Here is a 19,640-nt window from a genome sequence, read left to right as displayed (position 1 = left end):
ACTCACTATAGCGTGCGCAAGAATAGCCATCTGCCGCCATGGAGTGTCGAAAAAACGACGCACTCGGCCCATCGAACGACTTCGGCGATTGAAGCACGCCCCTCGATGAGTGCATTGTTGAACCTTGTCAGACGAGGGCGATTCATGAAAAAGCGTATCGCACTGGTACTGGGCTCTGGTGGAGCCCGAGGTTATGCTCATATCGGTGTCATTCAAGAGCTCGAACGGCGTGGCTACGACATTGCCTGTATCGCCGGTTGTTCCATGGGGGCGGTAGTCGGCGGGATTTATGCCGCCGGCAAACTCGACGAATATCGCGACTGGATCGAGAGCCTGGATTACCTCGATGTATTGCGTCTGGTGGACGTCAGCTTTCGGCTTGGCGCCATTCGCGGTGAAAAAGTCTTCGGGCAGATCCGCAAGATCGTCGGCGAGATCAATATTGAAGACCTGCGCATTCCCTACACGGCCGTGGCCACGGACCTGACCAATCAGCAGGAAATCTGGTTCCAGGAAGGCTGCCTGCACCAGGCCATGCGCGCCTCGGCGGCGATTCCCAGCCTCTTCACCCCGGTGATGCAGGGCAACCGGATGCTGGTGGATGGCGGCATCCTCAACCCTTTACCGATCGTGCCCGTGGTGTCGAGTCACTGTGACCTGATCATCGCGGTCAACCTTAACTCTACCAACCAGCGCCACTATCAGATGCCGGTTATCCAGCGCCCGGCAGCATTCAAAAGCCGTTTCGACAGTTTGATCAACTCCCTGGGTTCGAAGATGCCGTTCCGACGCAGTCAGGCGGAAAAATTGCTGATCCTGGAAAAGGAAGCATTGATGGCCGAAGCGGCCGACATCAACCCTTGGATCGAATCTGCCGACCCCGAAGCCCAGCAACCCGCCGCCGCCCCTGAACGCGAAGGAGCACCGAAGTCGGCCACGGGATCATTCATCATCGATAACGTCGGGCCGGCGTCATTGCTGGACCTGATCAACCAGAGTTTCGAAGTGATGCAGACCTCGCTGGCGCAGTACAAGATCGCCGGATATCCACCGGATATTTTGATCAACGTGCCGAAGCGGGTGTGCCGGTTTTTCGAGTTCTACAAGGCACCGGAGTTGATCGCGCTGGGGCGGGAGATTGCGCGGGATACGCTGGATCGGTATGAGAGTGAGCGGGATTCCTGAGATTTTTTTGGGTGAATCGAAGGGCCCCATCGCGAGCAGGCTCACTCCCACAGGGGATCTTTGGTGATCACATAATTTGTGCATCACCTCAATCCACTGTGGGAGTGAGCCTGCTCGCGATAAGGCCGGAACAATCAGCAAAAAACTAAAGACTACCCTCACTCAACAACCGATACCCAACCCCAGCCTCAGTCACGATAAACCGGGGCTGAGTCGGATCATCCGCCAGTTTCTGACGCAAATGCCCGACCACAATCCGCAGGTAATGACTGTCCTCCGTATGGGTCGGCCCCCAGATATCCTTTAGCAATTGCTGCTGGGTAATGACCCGCCCCGGATGCCGCGCCAGTTGCGCCAGCACTGCGTACTCCTTGCGCGTCAGCGCTATTTCGACGCCATCGAGCAGCACCCGCCGATACGCCAGGTCCACCGTCAACGGGCCGAACGCCAGCGCCGCTTGCTGAGCTTCACCCACTGGCGCTTGGCGCAACAAGGCTCTCACCCGCGCCAGAAATTCCTGAATGCCGAAGGGTTTGGTCACGTAGTCATTGGCGCCGCCGTCCAGTGCCTCGACTTTCTGCCCTTCGCTCGCGCGCACCGACAGCACCAGCACCGGCACCGTCGACCATTCGCGAAACTCGCGCAGTACTTGCTGGCCGTCCATGTCGGGTAAACCGAGGTCGAGCACCAGCAAATCCGGTTTGTTCAGCGCCGCTTGCGCCAGGCCTTCAGTGCCGGTGCCGGCCTCCAGCACTTTGTAACCCTGGGAGACCAGGCTGATGCGCAGGAATTTGCGGATTTGCGGTTCATCGTCGATGACCAAAATGGTCGCAGTCTGGCTCATGGTGTCTGATCGCGGCATGGAGAGGTGCAAAGGGTATCAGGCTTCACTTTCAGCGTTCACTTTCAAAGGCTGGTTGTTCCTGCAAAGGCAAGTGAAGCGTGATGCAGGTCCCACGCCCATCAATGCCGTCGGCGACGCTTATCCGCCCGCCATGCGCGCCCACCATCCCCTGACAGATCGCCAGCCCGAGGCCGGTGCCCTGGCCGCCCCGATCACCGCGCGCGGCGGTGTAGAACATGTCGAAAATTTCCGCCCGCTCCTCCTGCGGAATGCCCGGCCCTTCATCGCTCACCGAGAAAAACAGCTCCCGCTCATCGGCCCCGGCGCGTAATTGCAGACGTCCGTGAGCCGGTGAAAATCGCGCGGCGTTTTCCAGCACGTTGACCAGTGCCTGTTCGATCAGCGCCGCGTGGACAAACAGCAGCGGCAACTCCGAGGGCACGTAGGTGCTGACCTGCAGCGGCGCCAGTACGGCGCGCAGTCGGTTGAGTGAACTGCCGACAATGTCGGCTGGCGACACCCAATCACGCGCCAGCTTCAACGCGCCGTGGCCGAGGCGAGTCATGTCCAACAAGTTCTGGATGTAGCGATCCAGGCGCTCGGCTTCGTCCCGCGTGCCTTCGAGCAGTTCGCGGCGATCCTCCAGCGGGATGGCCTCGCCGAGGGCCAACAGGCTGTCGATGCTGCCGCGCATGGACGTCAGCGGTGTGCGCAAGTCATGGGATACCGAGGCCAGAAGTGCGCTGCGCAGTTGCTCGGTTTCTCCGTGCAGTCGCGCCGCTTCAAGATCCTCGGCCAGTTGTGCACGGGCCAGCGCCTGGGCCAGCGGCTGGCTCAATGCGGTCAACAGACGCCGACGCTGGCCGCTTAACATCTGGCCTTCTTTAGCGCACACACCGAGCAATGCCAGTGGCCCGTCGTCCACCGATAACGGCCACCACCACCAACGTCCCGACGGCAACGTACCGGTGCCCGAACCCGCCGGTTGATCGTGTTGCCAGGCCCAATCGGCGGCCGCCCGTTCGCCTTCGGAAAACTCCAGCGGGCCACCGGTTTCAACGTTCCAGCCTCCCTGCCCGTCTTGATTGAGCAGGCACAGTTGCAAGTCACTCCAGCCGTTGAGGTGCTGAGCGGCGGCGCTGACCACGGCTTGACGGTCGGTAGCAGCCGTCAGTTTGCGCGACAGATCAAGCAGTTCGCTGGTCTCTTCCTGGGTGTCACGCAACGCCTGCAATTGCCGACGTTGGCGAGCCGCGAGGTTGCCGGTGAGCGCCGCCATCAGCAGGAAGAACAGCAAGGTCAACACGTCTTCTTCGCGCTGGATGGCGAAGGAAAAATTCGGTGGGATGAACAGAAAGTCGTAGGTGAGAAACGATAGCGCCGCACAGGCCAACGCCGGGCCCAGGCTGCTGCGCACCGCCACCAGCAACACTGCGGCGAGGAATACCAGGGAGATATTGGGTAGAGGCAAAATACTCGCCACGCCCCAGGCCAAGGCACTGGCCAACACCGTCGCCACTGCCGCCAGCGCGTAATCGAACCACACCAGCGACTGTGGCGAACGCTGGCGCGGTTGATGCGGCAGGTGATCGCTGTCGAGGACGTTGATCTCCAGCCCGCGCGCATCACGCAGCAGGCGCGACGCCAAACCACCGCCGAACAAGCGCCGACGCAAACGCTGCCGCGACTGGCCGACCAACACCAGACTGGCCCTGCGTTCGGCGGCGTGCTGGATCAGGGTTTTCGCGACTTCGCCGGCGCGCAACAACACCACTTCGCCACCGAGGCGCTCGGCCAATTGCTGGGCACTTTGCAAGCGCAGGCGCGATTGCTCGTCACGCACGCTGCCGTTGTCGACATGCACCAGACTCCATGGCAAATGCCGACGCTGGGCAACACGACTGGCGTGACGCACCAGACGCTCGGCCTGGGCATCGCCATCAACACCGACCAACAGACGACCGCGCACCGCTGGCGCCGCTTGACCCAGTTGGCGATAACCCTGGGCCAGGTCATTGTCGACCTGAGCGGCGGCGGTTTGCATCGCCATCTCGCGCAGAGCGGTCAGGTTGGTCTGGGTGAAAAACGCGTCGATGGCCGCCCGCGCCTGTTCCGGCACGTACACCTTGCCGTCGCGCAAACGCTCAAGTAGCTCGCGCGGTGGCAAGTCGATCAGCAGCAGTTCGTAGGCTTCTTGCAGCACCCAGTCCGGCAGGGTTTCCCGCACCTGCACACCGGTGATGCCGCGCACTTGATCATTGAGACTTTCCAGGTGTTGGACGTTGACCGTGGTGAAGACGTCGATGCCGGCGGCGAGCAACTCCTGGATGTCTTGCCAGCGCTTGGCGTGGCGACTGCCGGGGGCGTTGCTGTGGGCCAGTTCATCCACCAGCACCAGTTTCGGTTTGGCCGCGAGCAAGCCGTCGAGATCCATTTCTTCGAGCATCACGCCCCGGTATTCCGAGCGCACCAACGGCTGTTGGGCCAAGCCACCGAGCAACGCTTCGGTTTCGGCACGACCATGGGTTTCGACCACACCGGCGATGACTTTCACGCCTTGACGCAGTTGGGTGTGAGCGGCTTGCAACATGGCGTAGGTTTTGCCCACACCGGGCGCGGCGCCGAGGAAAACCTTGAGCCGGCCACGGCCATCGCGGGGCAGGTCTGCTAACAGCGCGTCGGCGCGGCCGGAGTCACTCATGTTCGGGGATCTCTTTCATTCAGGTGTTAATGGGGTGACTGTTCTGCCGTCTTCGCGAGCAGGCTCGCTCCCACAGTTTGGAATGCATTTTCCTGTGGGAGCGAGCCTGCTCGCGAATGGCAGCGCCACCGACTTACAGGTTTTCCAGCGCGATGTTCAAGGCCAGCACATTCACCACCGGTGGCCCCACCAACGGCTGCTCGATGTGCGCATCCAGCAATTGCTCAAGGGTCGCCACCGGCAGATTACGCGCTGCAGCCACTCGCGCCAGTTGATAGGCAATCGCGGCTGGTGGCAAGTGCGGATCGAGGCCGCTGCCAGAGGTGGTGAGCATCGCCAAAGGCACCGGCCCCTGACCGGGCACCAGCAGTTTGTTGGCATCGTCGATCACCCGAGTGGCCAATGCCGGATTGCTCGGCGACAGGTTGCTCGCGCTGCTCGACACTGTGGCAAAAGCACCAGCCGATGGGCGTGGATGAAACCAGGCGTCACCGACAAAATCCTGGGCAATCAGCGACGAGCCACGAACCTTGCCGTCGGCATCGCGCACCAGGCTGCCATTGGCTTGATCCGGGAACGCGACCTGGGCGACACCGGTGACCACCAAGGGGTAGGCGACGCCGGTGACCAGGGTCATCAGGACCAGCAGGCTCAAGGCCGGACGTATCAGTGTGGTCATTTCAAAATCCTCGAATTCGGATAACAAATAATCAGGCGGACCGTGGTGCATTCATCGCGAGCAGGCTCGCTCCCACAAAAACAGCGCATCCCCTGTGGGTGCGAGCCTGCTCGCGATGACGTCAAACCAGATGCAACGCGGTCAACAGCATGTCGATCGCCTTGATGCCCACGAACGGCACCACAATCCCGCCGAGTCCATAGATCAACAGATTGCGCCGCAGCAGCGCCGCCGCACTCGCGGCCTGCACCCGCACGCCGCGCAAGGCCAGTGGAATCAGCACCACAATGATCAACGCGTTGAACACAATCGCCGAGAGAATGGCGCTCTGCGGACTGCTCAGGTGCATGACGTTCAGCACGCCCAGTTGCGGATAGATCGAAGCGAACAGCGCCGGCAAAATCGCAAAGTATTTGGCTACGTCGTTGGCGATAGAAAAGGTCGTCAACGCACCGCGTGTCACCAGCAGTTCTTTACCGATCTGCACCACGTCCAACAGCTTGGTCGGGTCGCTGTCGAGGTCGACCATGTTCGCCGCTTCGCGCGCCGCTTGTGTGCCGTCGTTCATCGCCATGCCGACGTCCGCCTGGGCCAGCGCCGGGGCGTCGTTGGCGCCGTCGCCGCACATGGCGACCAGGCGCCCGTCGTTTTGCTCGTGACGGATGCGCGCCAGTTTTTTCTCCGGCGTGGCTTCGGCCAGCACATCATCGACGCCCGCTTCGGCGGCAATCGCGGCGGCGGTCAGCGGGTTGTCGCCGGTGACCATGACCGTGCGAATCCCCAGTTTGCGCAGCTCGGCAAAACGCTCACGGATGCCGGGCTTGACCACGTCCTTGAGGTGAATCACGCCCAGTAATTTACCGTCGGCGCAGACCAGCAACGGGGTGCCCCCACTCTGAGCGATCTTGTCGATTTCCCGGGACAATGGTGCGGACAGGTCAGCACGTTTCAGGCCGACGAAGGCCAGCAACGAATCCACCGCGCCTTTGCGATACACACGGCCCTGGTAGTCGACACCCGAAAGGCGGGTTTCAGCGCTGAACGGTACGGCCGTCAGCAACTCGGTGGCGGGCTCTGGTTGTGGTTGAGTGCCGCGCAGGTACTCGACGATGGATTTACCTTCAGCCGTGTCATCGGCCAGCGAGGCGAACAACGCGCCTTCGGCCAGTTCCCTGGCCGTGACACCCGGTGCCGGATGCACCGCCGTGCAACGACGGTTGCCGAAGGTGATGGTGCCGGTCTTGTCCAGTAGCAGGACGTGTACGTCCCCCGCCGCTTCCACCGCACGACCGGACTTGGCGATCACGTTCAACCGCACCAGACGGTCCATCCCGGCGATACCGATCGCGGACAGCAAACCGCCAATGGTGGTCGGAATCAACGTGACCAATAACGCCACCAGGAACACCAGCGGCAGGCTGCCATTGGCGAAGTGGGCGAACGGTTGCAGGGTGACGACCACCAGCAGGAAGATCAGGGTCAGGCCGATCAGCAGGATGTCGAGTGCGACTTCGTTCGGAGTTTTCTGGCGTTTGGCGCCTTCGACCAGGGCGATCATGCGGTCCAGTGTCGACTCGCCGGGGTTGGCGGTGATCTTCACCAGCAGCCAGTCGGAGACCAGACGCGTGTTGCCGGTAACGGCCGAACGGTCGCCCCCGGATTCACGGATCACCGGCGCGGATTCACCGGTAATCGCTGCTTCGTTGACTGCCGCGATGCCTTCGATCACCTCGCCGTCACCGGGGATCATTTCCCCCGCTTCGACGCGGACCACATCGCCCTTGCGCAGAGTGGCGGCCGGGACCACCTGGAACGTGCCATTGGCAGTTTTGCGACGGGCACTCAAGCCTTCGCTGCCAGCCTTGAGGCTGTCGGCGCGGGCCTTGCCCCGACCTTCGGCCAAGGCTTCGGCGAAGTTGGCGAACAGCACGGTGAACCACAGCCACAGGGCGATTTGCGCGGCGACAAAGGTGGGCACAGCGCTGTCGGGAATGAAGCACAACACGGTGGTCAGGATCGCGGTCAGTTCGACCACCAGCATCACCGGCGCGCGCTGCAGTTGCCGAGGGTCGAGCTTGACGAAGGCTTGTACCAGCGCCGGGCGCCAGAGGGCCGATATCGCGGTTTTCGGTTGTTCCGGCGCCTTGACGGTGGCGACTTTCGTTGCGGGCATATTCATCATTGATTCCTCAGAAGCTCAGGCTCAGATGTTCAGCAATCGGGCCCAACGCTAATGTCGGCAGGAAGGTCAAACCACCCACCAGCAAAATGGTCACGGTCAGCAGGGTCACAAACAGCGGGCCGTGAGTCGGGAAGCTGTTCTGGCCAATCGGTGCGCTTTTCTTCATCGCCAGGCTGCCGGCCAACGCCAGTACCGGAAGGATGTAACCGAAGCGACCGATCAACATGCCAAGGCCGAGCATCAGGTTGTGGAACGCGGAGTTGGCACCAAAGCCGGCAAATGCCGAACCGTTGTTGGCGCTGGCCGAGGTGTAGGCATACAGCAACTGACTGAAACCGTGGGCGCCGGGGTTACTCACCGCCGCGACCGGACCAGGCAGGCTTGCGGCAATCGCGCCGAGCACCAGCACGCCGACCGGCATCACCAGCAGGGTCACCACCAGCAGTTGCACTTCCCTGGCTTGCAGTTTTTTGCCGAGGTATTCCGGGGTGCGGCCAATCATCAGGCCGGCGAGGAACACCGCGATCAACACGTTGAGCAACATGCCGTAGAGCCCGGCACCGACACCGCCGAAGATCACTTCGCCGACCATCATGTTGACCAGCGCGACCATCCCGGTCAGCGGGTTGAGGCTGTCGTGCATGGCGTTGACCGAGCCGTTGGACGCCGCGGTTGTGGTCACCGACCACAGCACCGTGGCAGTGGTGCCGAAGCGCGCTTCCTTGCCTTCCAGCGGCGCGGTCTGTTCGACAGCGATGTTGTTCAGGGCCGGGTTCGGCTGATATTCAGCCCACAGCGAAGTCGCACCGCCGATCAGGAACAGGGCGAACATGCAGGCAACAATCGCCTTGCTCTGACGCAGGTCTTTGACGTAATGGCCGAAGGTGAACACCAGGGCGACCGGGATCAGGATGATCGACGCCATCTCGAACAGGTTGCTCCACGCGGTGGGGTTCTCGAACGGGTGCGCCGAGTTGACGCCGAAGAAGCCACCGCCGTTGGTGCCCAGTTGCTTGATCGCAATCTGACTGGCGGCCGGGCCGAGCGGGATCACCTGATCGACGCCCTGCATGGTCACCGCGTTCACGTACTGGGCGAAGGTTTGTGGCACGCCCTGCCAGACCAGATACAGCGCCAGCAGCAGGCACAACGGCAACAAGCCATAGAGGGTGGCGCGGGTCATGTCGACCCAGAAGTTGCCAAGGGTCGTGGCCGACTTGCGACCGATACCGCGACACAGCGCAACCAATACCGCCAGGCCGGTGGCGGCGCTGACGAAGTTTTGTACGGTGAGACCGACCATTTGACTTAAATAGCTCAGGGACGCTTCACCGCTGTAGGCCTGCCAGTTGGTGTTGGTCATAAAGCTGACGGCGGTGTTGAACGCCAGCGTCCATTCCTGCCCCGGCAGGTTTTGCGGGTTCAGCGGCAAGTGGTCCTGAAACAACAGGATCGCGAACAACAGCAAGAAGCCCGCAAGGTTGAAAGCGAGCAGAGCCAAGGTGTATTTCTGCCAGCTCTGTTCGGCCTGCGGATCAACGCCGGCCACGCGATAACAGCCGCGCTCCACCGGCCCAAGAATCGGCGTCAGCCATGTGCGCTGACCTTCCATGACCTTGTAGTAGAAGCGCCCGAGAAACGGCGCCGGGACCAACACCACCGCGAAAAACCCGAGGATCAGCCAATAGTCATAACTGTGCATAGCCGCTCCTAGTTCCGGTCCGCGCGCAACAGCGCAACCAACAGATAAATGAACAGCCCCACTGCCAGCAGCAGTGACACTCCGTCCAGAACGCTCATGGAAGTTCTCCCTATTACGGCGTAGTGCCGCGTATGGAGTCATTGTCGGCAGGGAGGCTGTAAAGGAACGAGACCGAGGGTGCGGGCGGGGCATAAAGAAAGCGTAAAGAGTGGAGTTACGGCTTCATTACGGCAGTAACACCTGTGCTCGAATGACCAATCAAACTCGACATGCCGGATTGGTTTCCTAACCTGCCACTCGCTTCGGCGTGCACTTTGAGCAAGAATGTCGGCAATTAATGCCTACAACTGGAGAAGTCCCCCATGAATGTAATCACCACCGACCTGCCCGGTGTTCTGATCATCGAACCGAAGGTATTTGGTGATGAGCGAGGTTTCTTTTATGAGAGCTTCAATGCCAAGGCTTTTGAAGATGCGACCGGCCTGAATACTAAATTCGTTCAGGACAATCATTCGCGCTCGCAAAAAGGCGTGTTACGCGGCCTGCACTACCAACTGGAAAACACCCAAGGAAAATTGGTTCGTGTAACCGTTGGTGAAGTACTCGACGTTGCCGTGGATATCCGCCGCAGTTCGCCACATTTCGGCAAATGGGTTGCCGTGCGCCTGTCCGCAGAAAACCATCGTCAGCTTTGGGTTCCGGAAGGTTTCGCCCATGGATTCGTGGTGTTGAGTGATTTCGCCGAGTTCCTCTACAAAACCACCGACTACTACACCCCATCCGCCGAACGGAGGATCCGTTGGAATGACCCGGAACTGGCCATCGATTGGCAGCTGAGCGAAGCACCGCAACTATCGGCAAAGGACCAAGCGGCAGCCTACTTCAAGGACGCTGAGGTCTTTTCCTGAATTGCGGCATCTGCGCCCATTAGGCGCGGTGATGATATCGCCGTCATTCCGAGCAGGCTCACTCCCATAGGGGATCGGAGTAGTCAGGGCAATCGCATACCAATGTGGGAGCGAGCCTGCTCGCGATAGCGGCACCACTGAAAACATTGCCCCCAACTGGCGCACAAAAATCGCACACTCAGCTGCGAACATCCCCGATACGACGCCTTTCTGCGCTTTACGACTGCCACCACGATACTGGCACGCCCACTGCACACGCCCTCCCCCGAACATTCCAAACCGTTCAGGGAGCAACTGCATGAACACACAACTCAAACCCACACTCGGCACGCTGCACCTGTGGGGCATTGCCGTCGGGCTGGTGATTTCCGGTGAGTATTTCGGCTGGAGTTACGGCTGGGGCGTCGCGGGCACATTGGGCTTTCTGGTGACCTCGTTCATGGTCGCCACCATGTACACCTGTTTCATCTTCAGCTTCACCGAACTGACCACCGCGATTCCCCATGCTGGTGGTCCCTTTGCCTACAGTCGCCGCGCCTTTGGCGAGAAAGGCGGGCTGATTGCCGGGTTGGCGACGCTGATCGAATTCGTGTTCGCGCCACCCGCGATTGCCCTGGCAATTGGGGCCTACCTTAACGTGCAGTTTCCCGCTCTCGACCCCAAACACGCGGCGGTTGGTGCCTACATTGTGTTCATGGGCTTGAATATCCTCGGGGTGAAACTCGCAGCTACGTTCGAATTGGTGGTCTGCGTACTGGCTGTAGCCGAACTGCTGGTGTTCATGGGCGTGGTTGCCCCGGCGTTCAGCTTCAGCAACTTCGCGCTGAATGGCTGGGCCGGCTCCGATGTATTTGGCGCCCCGGCGATCGCCGGGATGTTCGCGGCCATTCCATTCGCCATCTGGTTCTTCCTCGCCATCGAGGGTGCCGCCATGGCTGCAGAAGAGGCCAAGGACCCAAAACGGACGATTCCCAAGGCCTACATCAGCGGCATTCTGACCTTGGTATTGCTGGCCATGGGCGTGATGTTCTTTGCCGGTGGCGTGGGCGACTGGCGCACCCTGTCGAGCATCAACGATCCGCTGCCGCAAGCGATGAAGACCGTGGTCGGTGAAAGCTCCGGGTGGTTGCATATGCTGGTGTGGATAGGCCTATTCGGCTTGGTGGCGAGTTTCCACGGGATCATTCTTGGTTACTCGCGACAGTTCTTCGCGCTGGCCCGCGCCGGTTATCTGCCCAAATCCCTGGCCAAACTGTCGCGCTTCCAGACGCCGCATCGGGCGATCATTGTTGGCGGCGTGATCGGTATCGCCGCGATTTACAGCGACGGCCTTATCAATCTCGGCGGCATGACGTTGACGGCAGCCATGATCACCATGGCGGTGTTTGGCGCCATCGTGATGTACATCATGAGCATGCTCAGCCTGTTCAAACTTCGAAAAACCGAACCAAACCTGGAGCGTACGTTCCGTGCGCCGTGCTATCCGCTGGTGCCGATGATCGCGCTGATATTGGCAGTGGTATGCCTGGTGGCGATGGCCTGGTTCAATACCTTGATCGGGCTGATCTTCCTCGGCTTCATTGCGGTGGGTTTCGTGTACTTCCTGCTGACCGCGCAGTTGCGCGCGGATGCACCGGCGGACGCGATGTTGACCGGGCTATAAACGGTTCAGGTGCAGTTGGCCTATCAGGCATAGAATGGAACCACTGCGAAAATCCATCGCTCAAAGTGGTATGCACGAACGATTGGTGACCCCCGCCAATCGCCCTGCCCTCAAGGAGAGCCCCATGCCCTGGTATGCCTGGTTGATTCTGGTCGTTGCTATCGGCTCGATTGTTGGTGGTTTGATGATGTTGCGCGACACCGCCAACAAGGTCGAACTGACCGATGAGCAACGTAAACGCGTCGCTGAACGCAATGCGGAAATGGATGCCAAGGAAGCGCAGGACCGCTGATAAAAACCCCCGTCAATCGCAGTGAATGACGGGGTTTTGTTTGTCTAGCGTTGTAGGCAAACACCACCCTCCTGCAATCCAGTCAAGGAACTGTCATTATTTGTGACAAGTCTTTGGCGTATTTAGAACAGAGTTGGACGCATCTGCATGCTTTTTAGAGGTAGAAGTACAATCACCATCTTATTTTCATTGGTTAAGATGGCGCATTGTTGCGGAGATTTCAGATGCGTTACTCGCAGGACCATAAAGCCCAGACCCACAAGCGCATCATCAAGGAAGCTTCAGCGCGATTCCGCCGGGACGGTATTGGAGCGACAGGCCTGCAACCGCTGATGAAAGCGCTGGGGTTGACCCATGGGGGCTTTTACTCACACTTCAAATCCAAGGACGAACTGGTTGAAAAGGCATTGCAAGCGGCTGGTGATCAGGTAGAAGCGGTGTGTGCCGAGTTGTTTGCCCAGGATCACCCACTGGATGCCTTCATCGATGCTTATTTGTCCGAATGGCACCAGACCTCGCCTCATGAAGGCTGCCCGTTGCCAACCATGTCTTCGGAGCTTGGTTTGCGTGGCCAGCCCAGTCCGACCTCGGACGTAGTGCTCATCGCACGCCTCCAACAAATAGAAGGCGCCCTTGAAAGCGACGATGCCGCGGACCAGAGCATCTTCATCATGTCAGCCCTGGTCGGGGCGTTGCTGTTATCGCGCTGTGTCGAGAATCCCGAGCTGGCCCAGCGGATTCTCGACGTAACACGCGCGTTTCTTAAACAACCTCAGGACTAATCCTGCCAGCGCCTGAACAATACGCTGGCATTGACCCCGCCGAACCCGAAGCCATTGGACAGCGCATACTCGATAGCCATTGGCCGCGCCTGACCGTGGACGATGTCCACGCCTTGTGCCGCCGGGTCCGGGTTATCGAAATTCAGGGTGGCCGGCACGATCTGGTCGCGAATCGCCAACAGCGTGAAGATCGCCTCAATCCCACCGGCCGCACCGAGCAAATGCCCTGTCGCCGATTTGGTGGACGTCACCGCGACCTTGTTGTCTGAACCGAACAACGACTTGATAGCGGCCAGCTCGCCGAGGTCGCCAACCGGCGTCGACGTCGCGTGCGCATTCAGGTGTTGTACCTGGGCCGCCGAAATACCGGCCTGCGCCAATGCCAGCGACATTGCTCTTCTTGCACCGCTACCATCTTCAGGGCCAGCCGTCAGGTGATAGGCATCGGCGCTAGTGCCGTATCCGACCAACTCCGCTAACGGCTGAGCCCCACGTGCCAAGGCATGCTCCAGGGACTCGATTACCAGAAGGCCCGCGCCCTCCCCCATCACGAAGCCGTCGCGACCACTGTCGAACGGTCGAGAAGCACGCTCGGGAGTTTCGTTGTAGCCGCTGGACAAGGCCCGAGCCGCTGCAAATCCGGCCAGGCTAACCCGATCGATCGCCGCTTCCGCGCCACCACACACCGCAATATCCGCTTCACCGCAACGAATCAGCCGCGCCGCATCACCAATCGCTTGCACCCCGGCCGCACACGCCGTCACCGGAGCGCCCAACGGGCCCTTGAATCCGTGCTGAATCGACACATGGCCAGCCGCAAGATTGACCAGGAACGACGGTATGGTGAAGGGCGACAATCGCCGAGGCCCACGACTGTCGGTGGTACGTACCGCATCGGCAATCGCACCGAACCCACCGACCCCCGAACCAATAATGGTTGCCGTACGCTCCTGGGCCTGCGGATCCAGTTCTTGCCAACCGGCCTGTTCCAACGCCTGCCGCGCGGCCTCCATGGCAAACAGAATGAAACGGTCCATCTTCTTCTGCTCTTTGGGGGGCGTTGCCCGATCCGGGTCGAAACCCGCCTCTGGATCATCCGCCAAAGTCTGCACTGAACCGCCGACTTTGGCCGCCAAATCGGCGACCACTTCCACCGGCAAATGACGCAATCCAGAACGCCCGGCGAGCAGGCGCTCCCAAACAACGTCAACACCGCTACCAAGGGGAGACACCAAACCCATGCCGGTGACTACTACTCGACGATCACTCATGTCGCAAATACCTCAAGCCAATTGAAGGCGCCTCATTTGTAGCGGGCGGCGGCCGTACTTTTAGAAAGATTCGGCGCCATGACCAGGCGGGCTTTTACAAAGTCGTCCCACTCGGAGGCGTTAGGCAACGATGGAATAGTGATCAGTTCACCTTGATCCAGGCCGGATAACGCTGCATCAACCATGTCACCTGTTTCCATCACCATGTCCGCCGGAATCTGGCTAGCGTCGATACCTGAGCGCTCCCAGATCTCGGTACGCGTCACGCCTGGCAACACGGCTTGAACCTTGACCCCGGTGCCATCGAGTTCGACATTCAAGGACTGCGTCAGGCTCAACACATATGCCTTGCTGGCGCTGTATGTCGCGTTGAAGCGCTCGGGAAACAACGCCACCACCGACGCTATATTGATAATAGAACCCCGGCCAGCCTTGGCAAAACTGGCGGCCGCCGCCGATGCCAGGCGTGTGAGCGTGGTGACGTTCAGTTGGATCAGTTTTTCCAGTTGCTCCATGTCAGCATTCGCCAGCAGGCCATCCGCCGCGACGCCAGCGTTGTTTAGCAACAAGCTGATACTTGAATCACTGCGAAGGCGTTGTTCGATTTTCAGTACATCAGCTCTTTGAGTCAGATCTGCCTTGAGCACTTCCACCTGAACACCATGCTCGGCGCGCAATTTCAACGCCGCAGCCTCAAGCCGCTGCTCGTCACGAGCAACCAACAACAAATCAAAACCACGCGCTGCCAACCGCTCGGCGTAAATCGCACCGATACCGGAGGAGGCACCGGTGACGAGGGCTGTACCTTGGGACTGGGTGGAAGTCATGACTGTGCTCCTGGGAGATGTATGAGGGAGTGAGCACACTCAAAATCGGTGCGCTTCAGGGAATAACAGACGAATTATAGGCATAATATAAGCGGTATATGATAGCCGTAATTTTTCGCTCACCGATGAAAGGCGCTGCACCAACCCATTCGCCAGATAGCACAAAGGCCGGTCAATGACCGGCCCCTGGCGTTGAGCTACAAGCTTAGTTCACCTGAAGCTTTTCGCGATTTTTGTCCAGAATCGCCTTACCTATCCCCTTCACTTCCAGCAGTTCGTCAACGGATGAAAATGGCCCATTACTTTCTCGATAAGCAACAATTGCCTTGGCTTTGGCCTCTCCGATCCCCGTCAACTCGCGCTGCAGTGTCGGGGCATCGGCTGCATTGAGATCGACTTTGCCAGACTGCGTCTTAGGTGAAACCTCCAGCACCAGAGGTGCGTTGCCTGATTCGGGTTTCGCCGCCGGCGCAGCAACTGTGGCAACAGAAGCGCTGGTGAGCAGGGCAAAAACCAGAGAGTAGAAACAGCCAGTACGCATAATTGAAGCTCCATGACATCGTTTTAGAAAGCAGCTTTTCCGAAGCTGCCTTCCAAATTTAGGTGATGGGATGGAACTGTCAAAAATGTGTCTGTTGCAGGATATGAATAAATGAAGACAGGGATGGATGCGATCGACAGCCTCATTGTGGGGGGCTGTCATAAATTTTGTACTCGGACATAAACACGCTGGCGACTTGCATCGCCCAACTGATCCATAACAACTGTTGACTACGCTGCTTGAGAAAATGGGCGCGAGCTGAGCAATACGTTGAAGCTGATCTATCAGGCACTCACGCCGAGCTAGCGCTAGCTGCCTATGAAAACGGACCTGATGCACGCAATACCCAACGGTAGCTGCGGCCTGTAAACACGTTTGTGACGACTCATCCGGTATTTAGTTTTCCCGCCGGCCCTACGAAAATTAATCGACAGACCTAAAGCCATCGAGAGTATCAATGCCAATCGCGCAAGATTATTAGACAAGCGGACACTTTCCGACTACGCCGCAACCATGAGTTTTATTTGGCTGGGACTACGCAAAGCCACTGCAAACCGGGGCGGTGCAGCACATGGCTGGACGAATGCGACGAGCGTCCTACTCAGTACTATTGGCTATCAGCACGCCCTAAAAACGGAATGCCTGGCACCATCGGAAAAAAAAGGATCGGCTGTACATACCTGTGCTCTGAGCTACGGTGTGCGGTAGACAGGGCATTGAAAAACCGTGAAAATCGCCGATTGCCTTCTGTCTTTCTTGCGAACTAACCACATGGCTGCAAAGAAATCTATAAGCGCGCTTTCCTCTCCATTAGCGGCGACTGCTGCAGCGATTGTTGGCCGGTTTCTCTTACTTGGCACAGGGGCCCTGACCGGAATTTTATTGCCGCTCACTATGAAACAAGAGTCGGTTGGTTTGTTTTTTCTCTGCCAATCAATAATAGCGGCGCTTGCAACGCTGGGTCAGTTGGGCTTGAGCATTACGTCCCCAGCCATTATTTCGAGAGCGATGGGTGTTAAGGACAATGGTCGAATAAAGCAAACATTACTTCGGACCTTGTTAATTGGTGGTTTAGCAGCTTGCACATTCGCCTTTAGCTTCTGGCTAACCCTTCAACTGCTGAGTAATTTATTAGATTCAGAATTAGTGGGAGCACTTCAAACACTCGCACCTCTGATTTCAATCAGTATGGTACTGGCTGCACTGGTAACCTTGCTATCTGAACAGCATCGAGTATTGGGCCACTTTGTCCAAGCCAGTTTCCTGGTTGTGGGGGCAGGTGTCGCGAGCGCCGCCACCGTAATCATTGCCTGGCATTCTAAATCAACATTGCCGCTTGACATGTTACTTCTGGCAGGACTATCCGGTGTTTTATGTACCGCATTACTTGGTGGCTACTCTTTGTGGCGCTGGTATCGCACACATTCTGGAAAAATCATCCAACCTATCGGCTATACAGAGATACTACGGCAAACTTTACCTAACGTTACTACAACGAGCGTGCTGTTCATTGTTGCTCAAGCCGACTTGTGGATCATTGCATATTTTGGCAGTACGGCAGATGTCGCAATCTACGGCTTAGCGTCACGACTTGCCGCATTGGTTTTGATACCGTTGGCCGTCATCAATACCGTGATCGCACCGTCTATCGGTCGTATATGGGTGCGCAACAAAAGACGGTACCTTCAAAAGGTAATGGGGATCGGAGCCGGAGCAGCGACAGCAATGGCGATCTTTGGATACATACTATTTGCCGCTGCCGGCAAGTTCATCATTTCGAAAGCGTGGCCCGAAGAATACTCACAGGCTTACTATATATTCATTATTCTCGGTATCGCGCAAGTGGTGCAGACATACGCCGGTACCGCCGGCATGGCATTGGTCATGCTACAAAAACAAAATATAGTCATGAAAATCTCTGTCGTAAGCGGTGTCTTGATGATTGTCGGCGGAAGTGTAGCAATTATTTTTTACGGCATTATAGGGTTGGCTCTCGTCTACAGTTTTGGCAGTATTATCCAATCCACCCTGATGATTTACTACGTACGTCGGATATTCTGCCTGAAAACAACTGCCAACTACAAATCACTCACACAATTCGCTCGCGTTTACTTTCGCAAAGAGATTCCGCATGAAAGATAAACCCCTGAACTTACCTAAGGTCAGCATCGTCATCCCAACATACAATACCGGTCGATATGTATTGGATGCTATTGACAGTGTCAAAAAGCAGACCTATCAAAATGTCGAACTGATTGTGGTGGATGATGGATCAACCGATGAAACGTCCAACTTATTGAAAAGTCTTCCGGACGACTTTTTGCATTTTCGACAAGAGAATGCCGGCCAGAGCGCTGCTATGAACTTCGGATGGAAGCAAAGTACCGGAGATTTATTGGGTTACCTTAGCGCTGACGACCGACTGCACCCGACAGCAATCGAAAAAATTGTTTCGCTTATGCAGACGTATCCAGAATCAGTGTTGGCGTATCCAGATTTTTGCGTAATTGACGAACACTCATCCTATGTCCGAACCATTAATGCTCCTGACTATTCCAGCGAACTCCTTGTCGCAAACTTTCAGTGCTTACCTGGCCCAGGCGCATTGTTCAAACGATCGATATGGGAACAAGTGGGTGATTGGAACACCGCATTAAGAAACATTCCGGATATGGATTTTTTCTTACGCCTTTGCCAGCGCGGCCCGTTCATCAGGGTCCCTGAAGCTCTGGCAGATTTCCGTATTCATTCCGGCTCGACCACCTATAATAGATCTACGGCCCAGAGATCAGACGAGCCGGTCCAAGTAATTGAGAGCTTCTTTAACAGCGCTGATTTGCCGAAATCCTACTTACGCTGGAGGAAAAGGGCCACGGCGAACGCACTCATGCTTTCTGGATTCATGCACGGTTTTTCTGGTCGATACGCAGTCTCTTTTAAAAGAATGGCCCACGCTGCTGCGCTGCACCCTTCATCGATTTTTTCTCGCAAGATGATCAGCTACGTTATTGGAATCTATAAATCCAGATTGGTGAAAAAATGAAAATAATCCCGGAAAGCTATATGGCGCCAAAACCAATCACATTATCGATCCTCGCCATAGCACTCATGGCCAGCATCAGCGCAACTTTTTATTATCCGGGAACAAAAATATTATTTATAGCGTATAGCCTTCTTTCGATTGCAATAGTACATGCCACACTTATCAATCGTGCAAAGAGTTATTTCAGTTTTTTTCTATTTTCTTTTCTGACACTCGGCTGCTGGACAAAAATTGTCTTTCACTTATCTCTGGGGAACGACTTTAGCGAACCGATAGGTAATTTCGATGAGTCCCCGGCAGCTTGGGACAAAGCCGTTACGGTACTGATCACTGCGTTCAGCGCTCTGCTCATCTGCTACTACTCTGTAGCATTCAAAACCAAAGACCAAATAGAATTCAAAAACAACATAGTGAACTCAAGGCTGTTACCTGCACTACTGGCACTAATGGTCCTGTTCACCATAGGACTTTTGATATTCAATTACTATTTTTCAATTTTGAAAATGGGCTACGAACCAAGTTTAAAATTAAATAGCTACATCTACGTGGTAGTTGCATTCATGGTGGCCTGGGGCAATGCCATTGCTCTGTCGACGCTAGCCTACTGGATGGTCGCAAACGGCACACTTGCCCCACGCACACTTTTTTATATCGTTATTATTGAAGGTGCACTGACCGCTTTTTCCATGGGTAGTCGGGCGCAGATGATTCTTCATGTTGCGGCTCTATTCGCAATTTACCTGTTTCAAGGCAAGCGCCTAGGTTGGCACTTGTCGAAACGAGACTGGATAAAAATAGTTTGTGCCACAGCACTTATGTTCGTGTTTTCGATTCTTGCTGTTTCAGCTGACCGACTGGCAACTTTTTCCAAAGCGGTACCCATTACCGATATAGCGCTAATGACGCAAAAAGAATATAATGCAGGTAATGCAGGTAATGCAGGTAATGCAGGTAATGCAGGTAATGCAGGTAATGCAGGTAATGCAGGTAATGCAGGTAATGCAGGTAATGCAGGTAATG

The 19,640-nt window shown here is 57.1% G+C and carries 17 protein-coding genes; 8 read left to right on the top strand and 9 right to left on the bottom strand.

The window, feature by feature from the left end; genetic code table 11:
- The first annotated feature begins 144 nt into the window (after positions 1-144).
- Entirely contained in the window at positions 145-1,185 is a 1,041-nt protein-coding gene (locus J2Y56_RS15445; RefSeq protein WP_310351161.1) for a patatin-like phospholipase family protein, read from the top strand.
- A gap of 145 nt (positions 1,186-1,330) precedes the next feature.
- Here J2Y56_RS15445 and J2Y56_RS15440 read toward each other — a convergent pair whose 3' ends face one another.
- The 6 genes from J2Y56_RS15440 to kdpF all read right to left on the bottom strand — a co-directional run bounded on the left by J2Y56_RS15440 (position 1,331) and on the right by kdpF (position 9,391).
- Positions 1,331-2,029 carry a response regulator gene (locus tag J2Y56_RS15440; RefSeq protein ID WP_310351158.1) on the bottom strand — a complete coding sequence of 233 codons (699 nt, stop codon included), beginning with the start codon at positions 2,027-2,029 and terminating at the stop codon, positions 1,331-1,333.
- 49 nt (positions 2,030-2,078) lie between these two features.
- A complete protein-coding gene (locus J2Y56_RS15435; protein ID WP_310351155.1) occupies positions 2,079-4,730 on the bottom strand; it encodes a sensor histidine kinase KdpD in 2,652 nt (883 codons plus the stop codon).
- Positions 4,731-4,863: 133 nt separating this feature from the next.
- On the bottom strand, positions 4,864-5,409 hold the full coding sequence (gene kdpC / locus J2Y56_RS15430) for a potassium-transporting ATPase subunit KdpC (RefSeq protein WP_310351152.1): 546 nt from the start codon (positions 5,407-5,409) through the stop codon (positions 4,864-4,866).
- A 121-nt stretch (positions 5,410-5,530) separates the two neighbouring features.
- Positions 5,531-7,588, bottom strand: coding sequence for a potassium-transporting ATPase subunit KdpB (kdpB, locus tag J2Y56_RS15425; protein ID WP_310351149.1), 2,058 nt, complete (start codon positions 7,586-7,588; stop codon positions 5,531-5,533).
- Between the two features lie 10 nt (positions 7,589-7,598).
- Positions 7,599-9,293, bottom strand: a complete 1,695-nt coding sequence (gene kdpA / locus J2Y56_RS15420; RefSeq protein ID WP_310351147.1) for a potassium-transporting ATPase subunit KdpA — start codon at positions 9,291-9,293, stop codon at positions 7,599-7,601.
- Between the two features lie 8 nt (positions 9,294-9,301).
- A complete protein-coding gene (gene kdpF / locus J2Y56_RS15415; RefSeq protein ID WP_007899818.1) occupies positions 9,302-9,391 on the bottom strand; it encodes a K(+)-transporting ATPase subunit F in 90 nt (29 codons plus the stop codon).
- 264 nt (positions 9,392-9,655) lie between these two features.
- Here kdpF and rfbC point away from each other — a divergent pair, with 264 nt between their 5' ends.
- From rfbC to J2Y56_RS15395, 4 genes are all read left to right on the top strand, one after another.
- Positions 9,656-10,201, top strand: coding sequence for a dTDP-4-dehydrorhamnose 3,5-epimerase (gene rfbC / locus J2Y56_RS15410; protein ID WP_310351145.1), 546 nt, complete (start codon positions 9,656-9,658; stop codon positions 10,199-10,201).
- Positions 10,202-10,499: 298 nt separating this feature from the next.
- Positions 10,500-11,864 carry an ethanolamine permease gene (gene eat, locus J2Y56_RS15405; protein WP_310351142.1) on the top strand — a complete coding sequence of 455 codons (1,365 nt, stop codon included), beginning with the start codon at positions 10,500-10,502 and terminating at the stop codon, positions 11,862-11,864.
- A gap of 124 nt (positions 11,865-11,988) precedes the next feature.
- Positions 11,989-12,156 (top strand): DUF2897 family protein, encoded by a 168-nt coding sequence (locus J2Y56_RS15400; RefSeq protein WP_007943594.1) that lies wholly within the window; start codon positions 11,989-11,991, stop codon positions 12,154-12,156.
- A 224-nt stretch (positions 12,157-12,380) separates the two neighbouring features.
- Entirely contained in the window at positions 12,381-12,938 is a 558-nt protein-coding gene (locus J2Y56_RS15395) for a TetR/AcrR family transcriptional regulator (RefSeq protein ID WP_310351140.1), read from the top strand.
- On the opposite strand, the gene fabF is transcribed toward J2Y56_RS15395, so the two are convergent.
- The 3 genes from fabF to J2Y56_RS15380 all read right to left on the bottom strand — a co-directional run bounded on the left by fabF (position 12,935) and on the right by J2Y56_RS15380 (position 15,577).
- Positions 12,935-14,209, bottom strand: a complete 1,275-nt coding sequence (fabF, locus tag J2Y56_RS15390; RefSeq protein WP_310351139.1) for a beta-ketoacyl-ACP synthase II — start codon at positions 14,207-14,209, stop codon at positions 12,935-12,937. The two genes, J2Y56_RS15395 and fabF, sit on opposite strands and share 4 nt — an antisense overlap.
- A 32-nt stretch (positions 14,210-14,241) precedes the next feature.
- Positions 14,242-15,036 (bottom strand): SDR family oxidoreductase, encoded by a 795-nt coding sequence (locus J2Y56_RS15385; protein ID WP_310351138.1) that lies wholly within the window; start codon positions 15,034-15,036, stop codon positions 14,242-14,244.
- 205 nt (positions 15,037-15,241) lie between these two features.
- Positions 15,242-15,577: a helix-hairpin-helix domain-containing protein gene (locus J2Y56_RS15380; protein WP_310351136.1), complete on the bottom strand. Its 336-nt coding sequence runs from the start codon at positions 15,575-15,577 to the stop codon at positions 15,242-15,244.
- A 726-nt stretch (positions 15,578-16,303) separates the two neighbouring features.
- Between J2Y56_RS15380 and J2Y56_RS15375 the strand changes: the two genes are divergently transcribed.
- The 3 genes from J2Y56_RS15375 to J2Y56_RS15365 form a co-directional block, all read left to right on the top strand.
- On the top strand, positions 16,304-17,719 hold the full coding sequence (locus J2Y56_RS15375; protein ID WP_310351131.1) for an oligosaccharide flippase family protein: 1,416 nt from the start codon (positions 16,304-16,306) through the stop codon (positions 17,717-17,719).
- Complete coding sequence (locus J2Y56_RS15370; protein WP_310351129.1) at positions 17,709-18,620, top strand: glycosyltransferase; 912 nt, start codon at positions 17,709-17,711, stop codon at positions 18,618-18,620. The genes J2Y56_RS15375 and J2Y56_RS15370 overlap by 11 nt, the downstream gene beginning before the upstream one ends.
- The coding region (locus J2Y56_RS15365; protein WP_310351128.1) for a hypothetical protein at positions 18,617-19,640 on the top strand (1,024 nt) is incomplete at its 3' end. The genes J2Y56_RS15370 and J2Y56_RS15365, both read left to right, overlap by 4 nt.

It is taken from the genome of Pseudomonas sp. BE134 (assembly GCF_031456105.1).
Taxonomy (GTDB): domain Bacteria; phylum Pseudomonadota; class Gammaproteobacteria; order Pseudomonadales; family Pseudomonadaceae; genus Aquipseudomonas.
This window is presented reverse-complemented; position numbering and strand designations above follow the sequence as displayed.

Coding starts and splice junctions, on each gene's coding strand:
- J2Y56_RS15445 (WP_310351161.1), top strand. CDS start 145: ATGAAAAAGCGTATCGCACTGGTACTGGGCTCTGGTGGAGCCCGAGGT.
- J2Y56_RS15440 (WP_310351158.1), bottom strand. CDS start 2,029: ATGAGCCAGACTGCGACCATTTTGGTCATCGACGATGAACCGCAAATC.
- J2Y56_RS15435 (WP_310351155.1), bottom strand. CDS start 4,730: ATGAGTGACTCCGGCCGCGCCGACGCGCTGTTAGCAGACCTGCCCCGC.
- kdpC (WP_310351152.1), bottom strand. CDS start 5,409: ATGACCACACTGATACGTCCGGCCTTGAGCCTGCTGGTCCTGATGACC.
- kdpB (WP_310351149.1), bottom strand. CDS start 7,588: ATGAATATGCCCGCAACGAAAGTCGCCACCGTCAAGGCGCCGGAACAA.
- kdpA (WP_310351147.1), bottom strand. CDS start 9,293: ATGCACAGTTATGACTATTGGCTGATCCTCGGGTTTTTCGCGGTGGTG.
- kdpF (WP_007899818.1), bottom strand. CDS start 9,391: ATGAGCGTTCTGGACGGAGTGTCACTGCTGCTGGCAGTGGGGCTGTTC.
- rfbC (WP_310351145.1), top strand. CDS start 9,656: ATGAATGTAATCACCACCGACCTGCCCGGTGTTCTGATCATCGAACCG.
- eat (WP_310351142.1), top strand. CDS start 10,500: ATGAACACACAACTCAAACCCACACTCGGCACGCTGCACCTGTGGGGC.
- J2Y56_RS15400 (WP_007943594.1), top strand. CDS start 11,989: ATGCCCTGGTATGCCTGGTTGATTCTGGTCGTTGCTATCGGCTCGATT.
- J2Y56_RS15395 (WP_310351140.1), top strand. CDS start 12,381: ATGCGTTACTCGCAGGACCATAAAGCCCAGACCCACAAGCGCATCATC.
- fabF (WP_310351139.1), bottom strand. CDS start 14,209: ATGAGTGATCGTCGAGTAGTAGTCACCGGCATGGGTTTGGTGTCTCCC.
- J2Y56_RS15385 (WP_310351138.1), bottom strand. CDS start 15,036: ATGACTTCCACCCAGTCCCAAGGTACAGCCCTCGTCACCGGTGCCTCC.
- J2Y56_RS15380 (WP_310351136.1), bottom strand. CDS start 15,577: ATGCGTACTGGCTGTTTCTACTCTCTGGTTTTTGCCCTGCTCACCAGC.
- J2Y56_RS15370 (WP_310351129.1), top strand. CDS start 17,709: ATGAAAGATAAACCCCTGAACTTACCTAAGGTCAGCATCGTCATCCCA.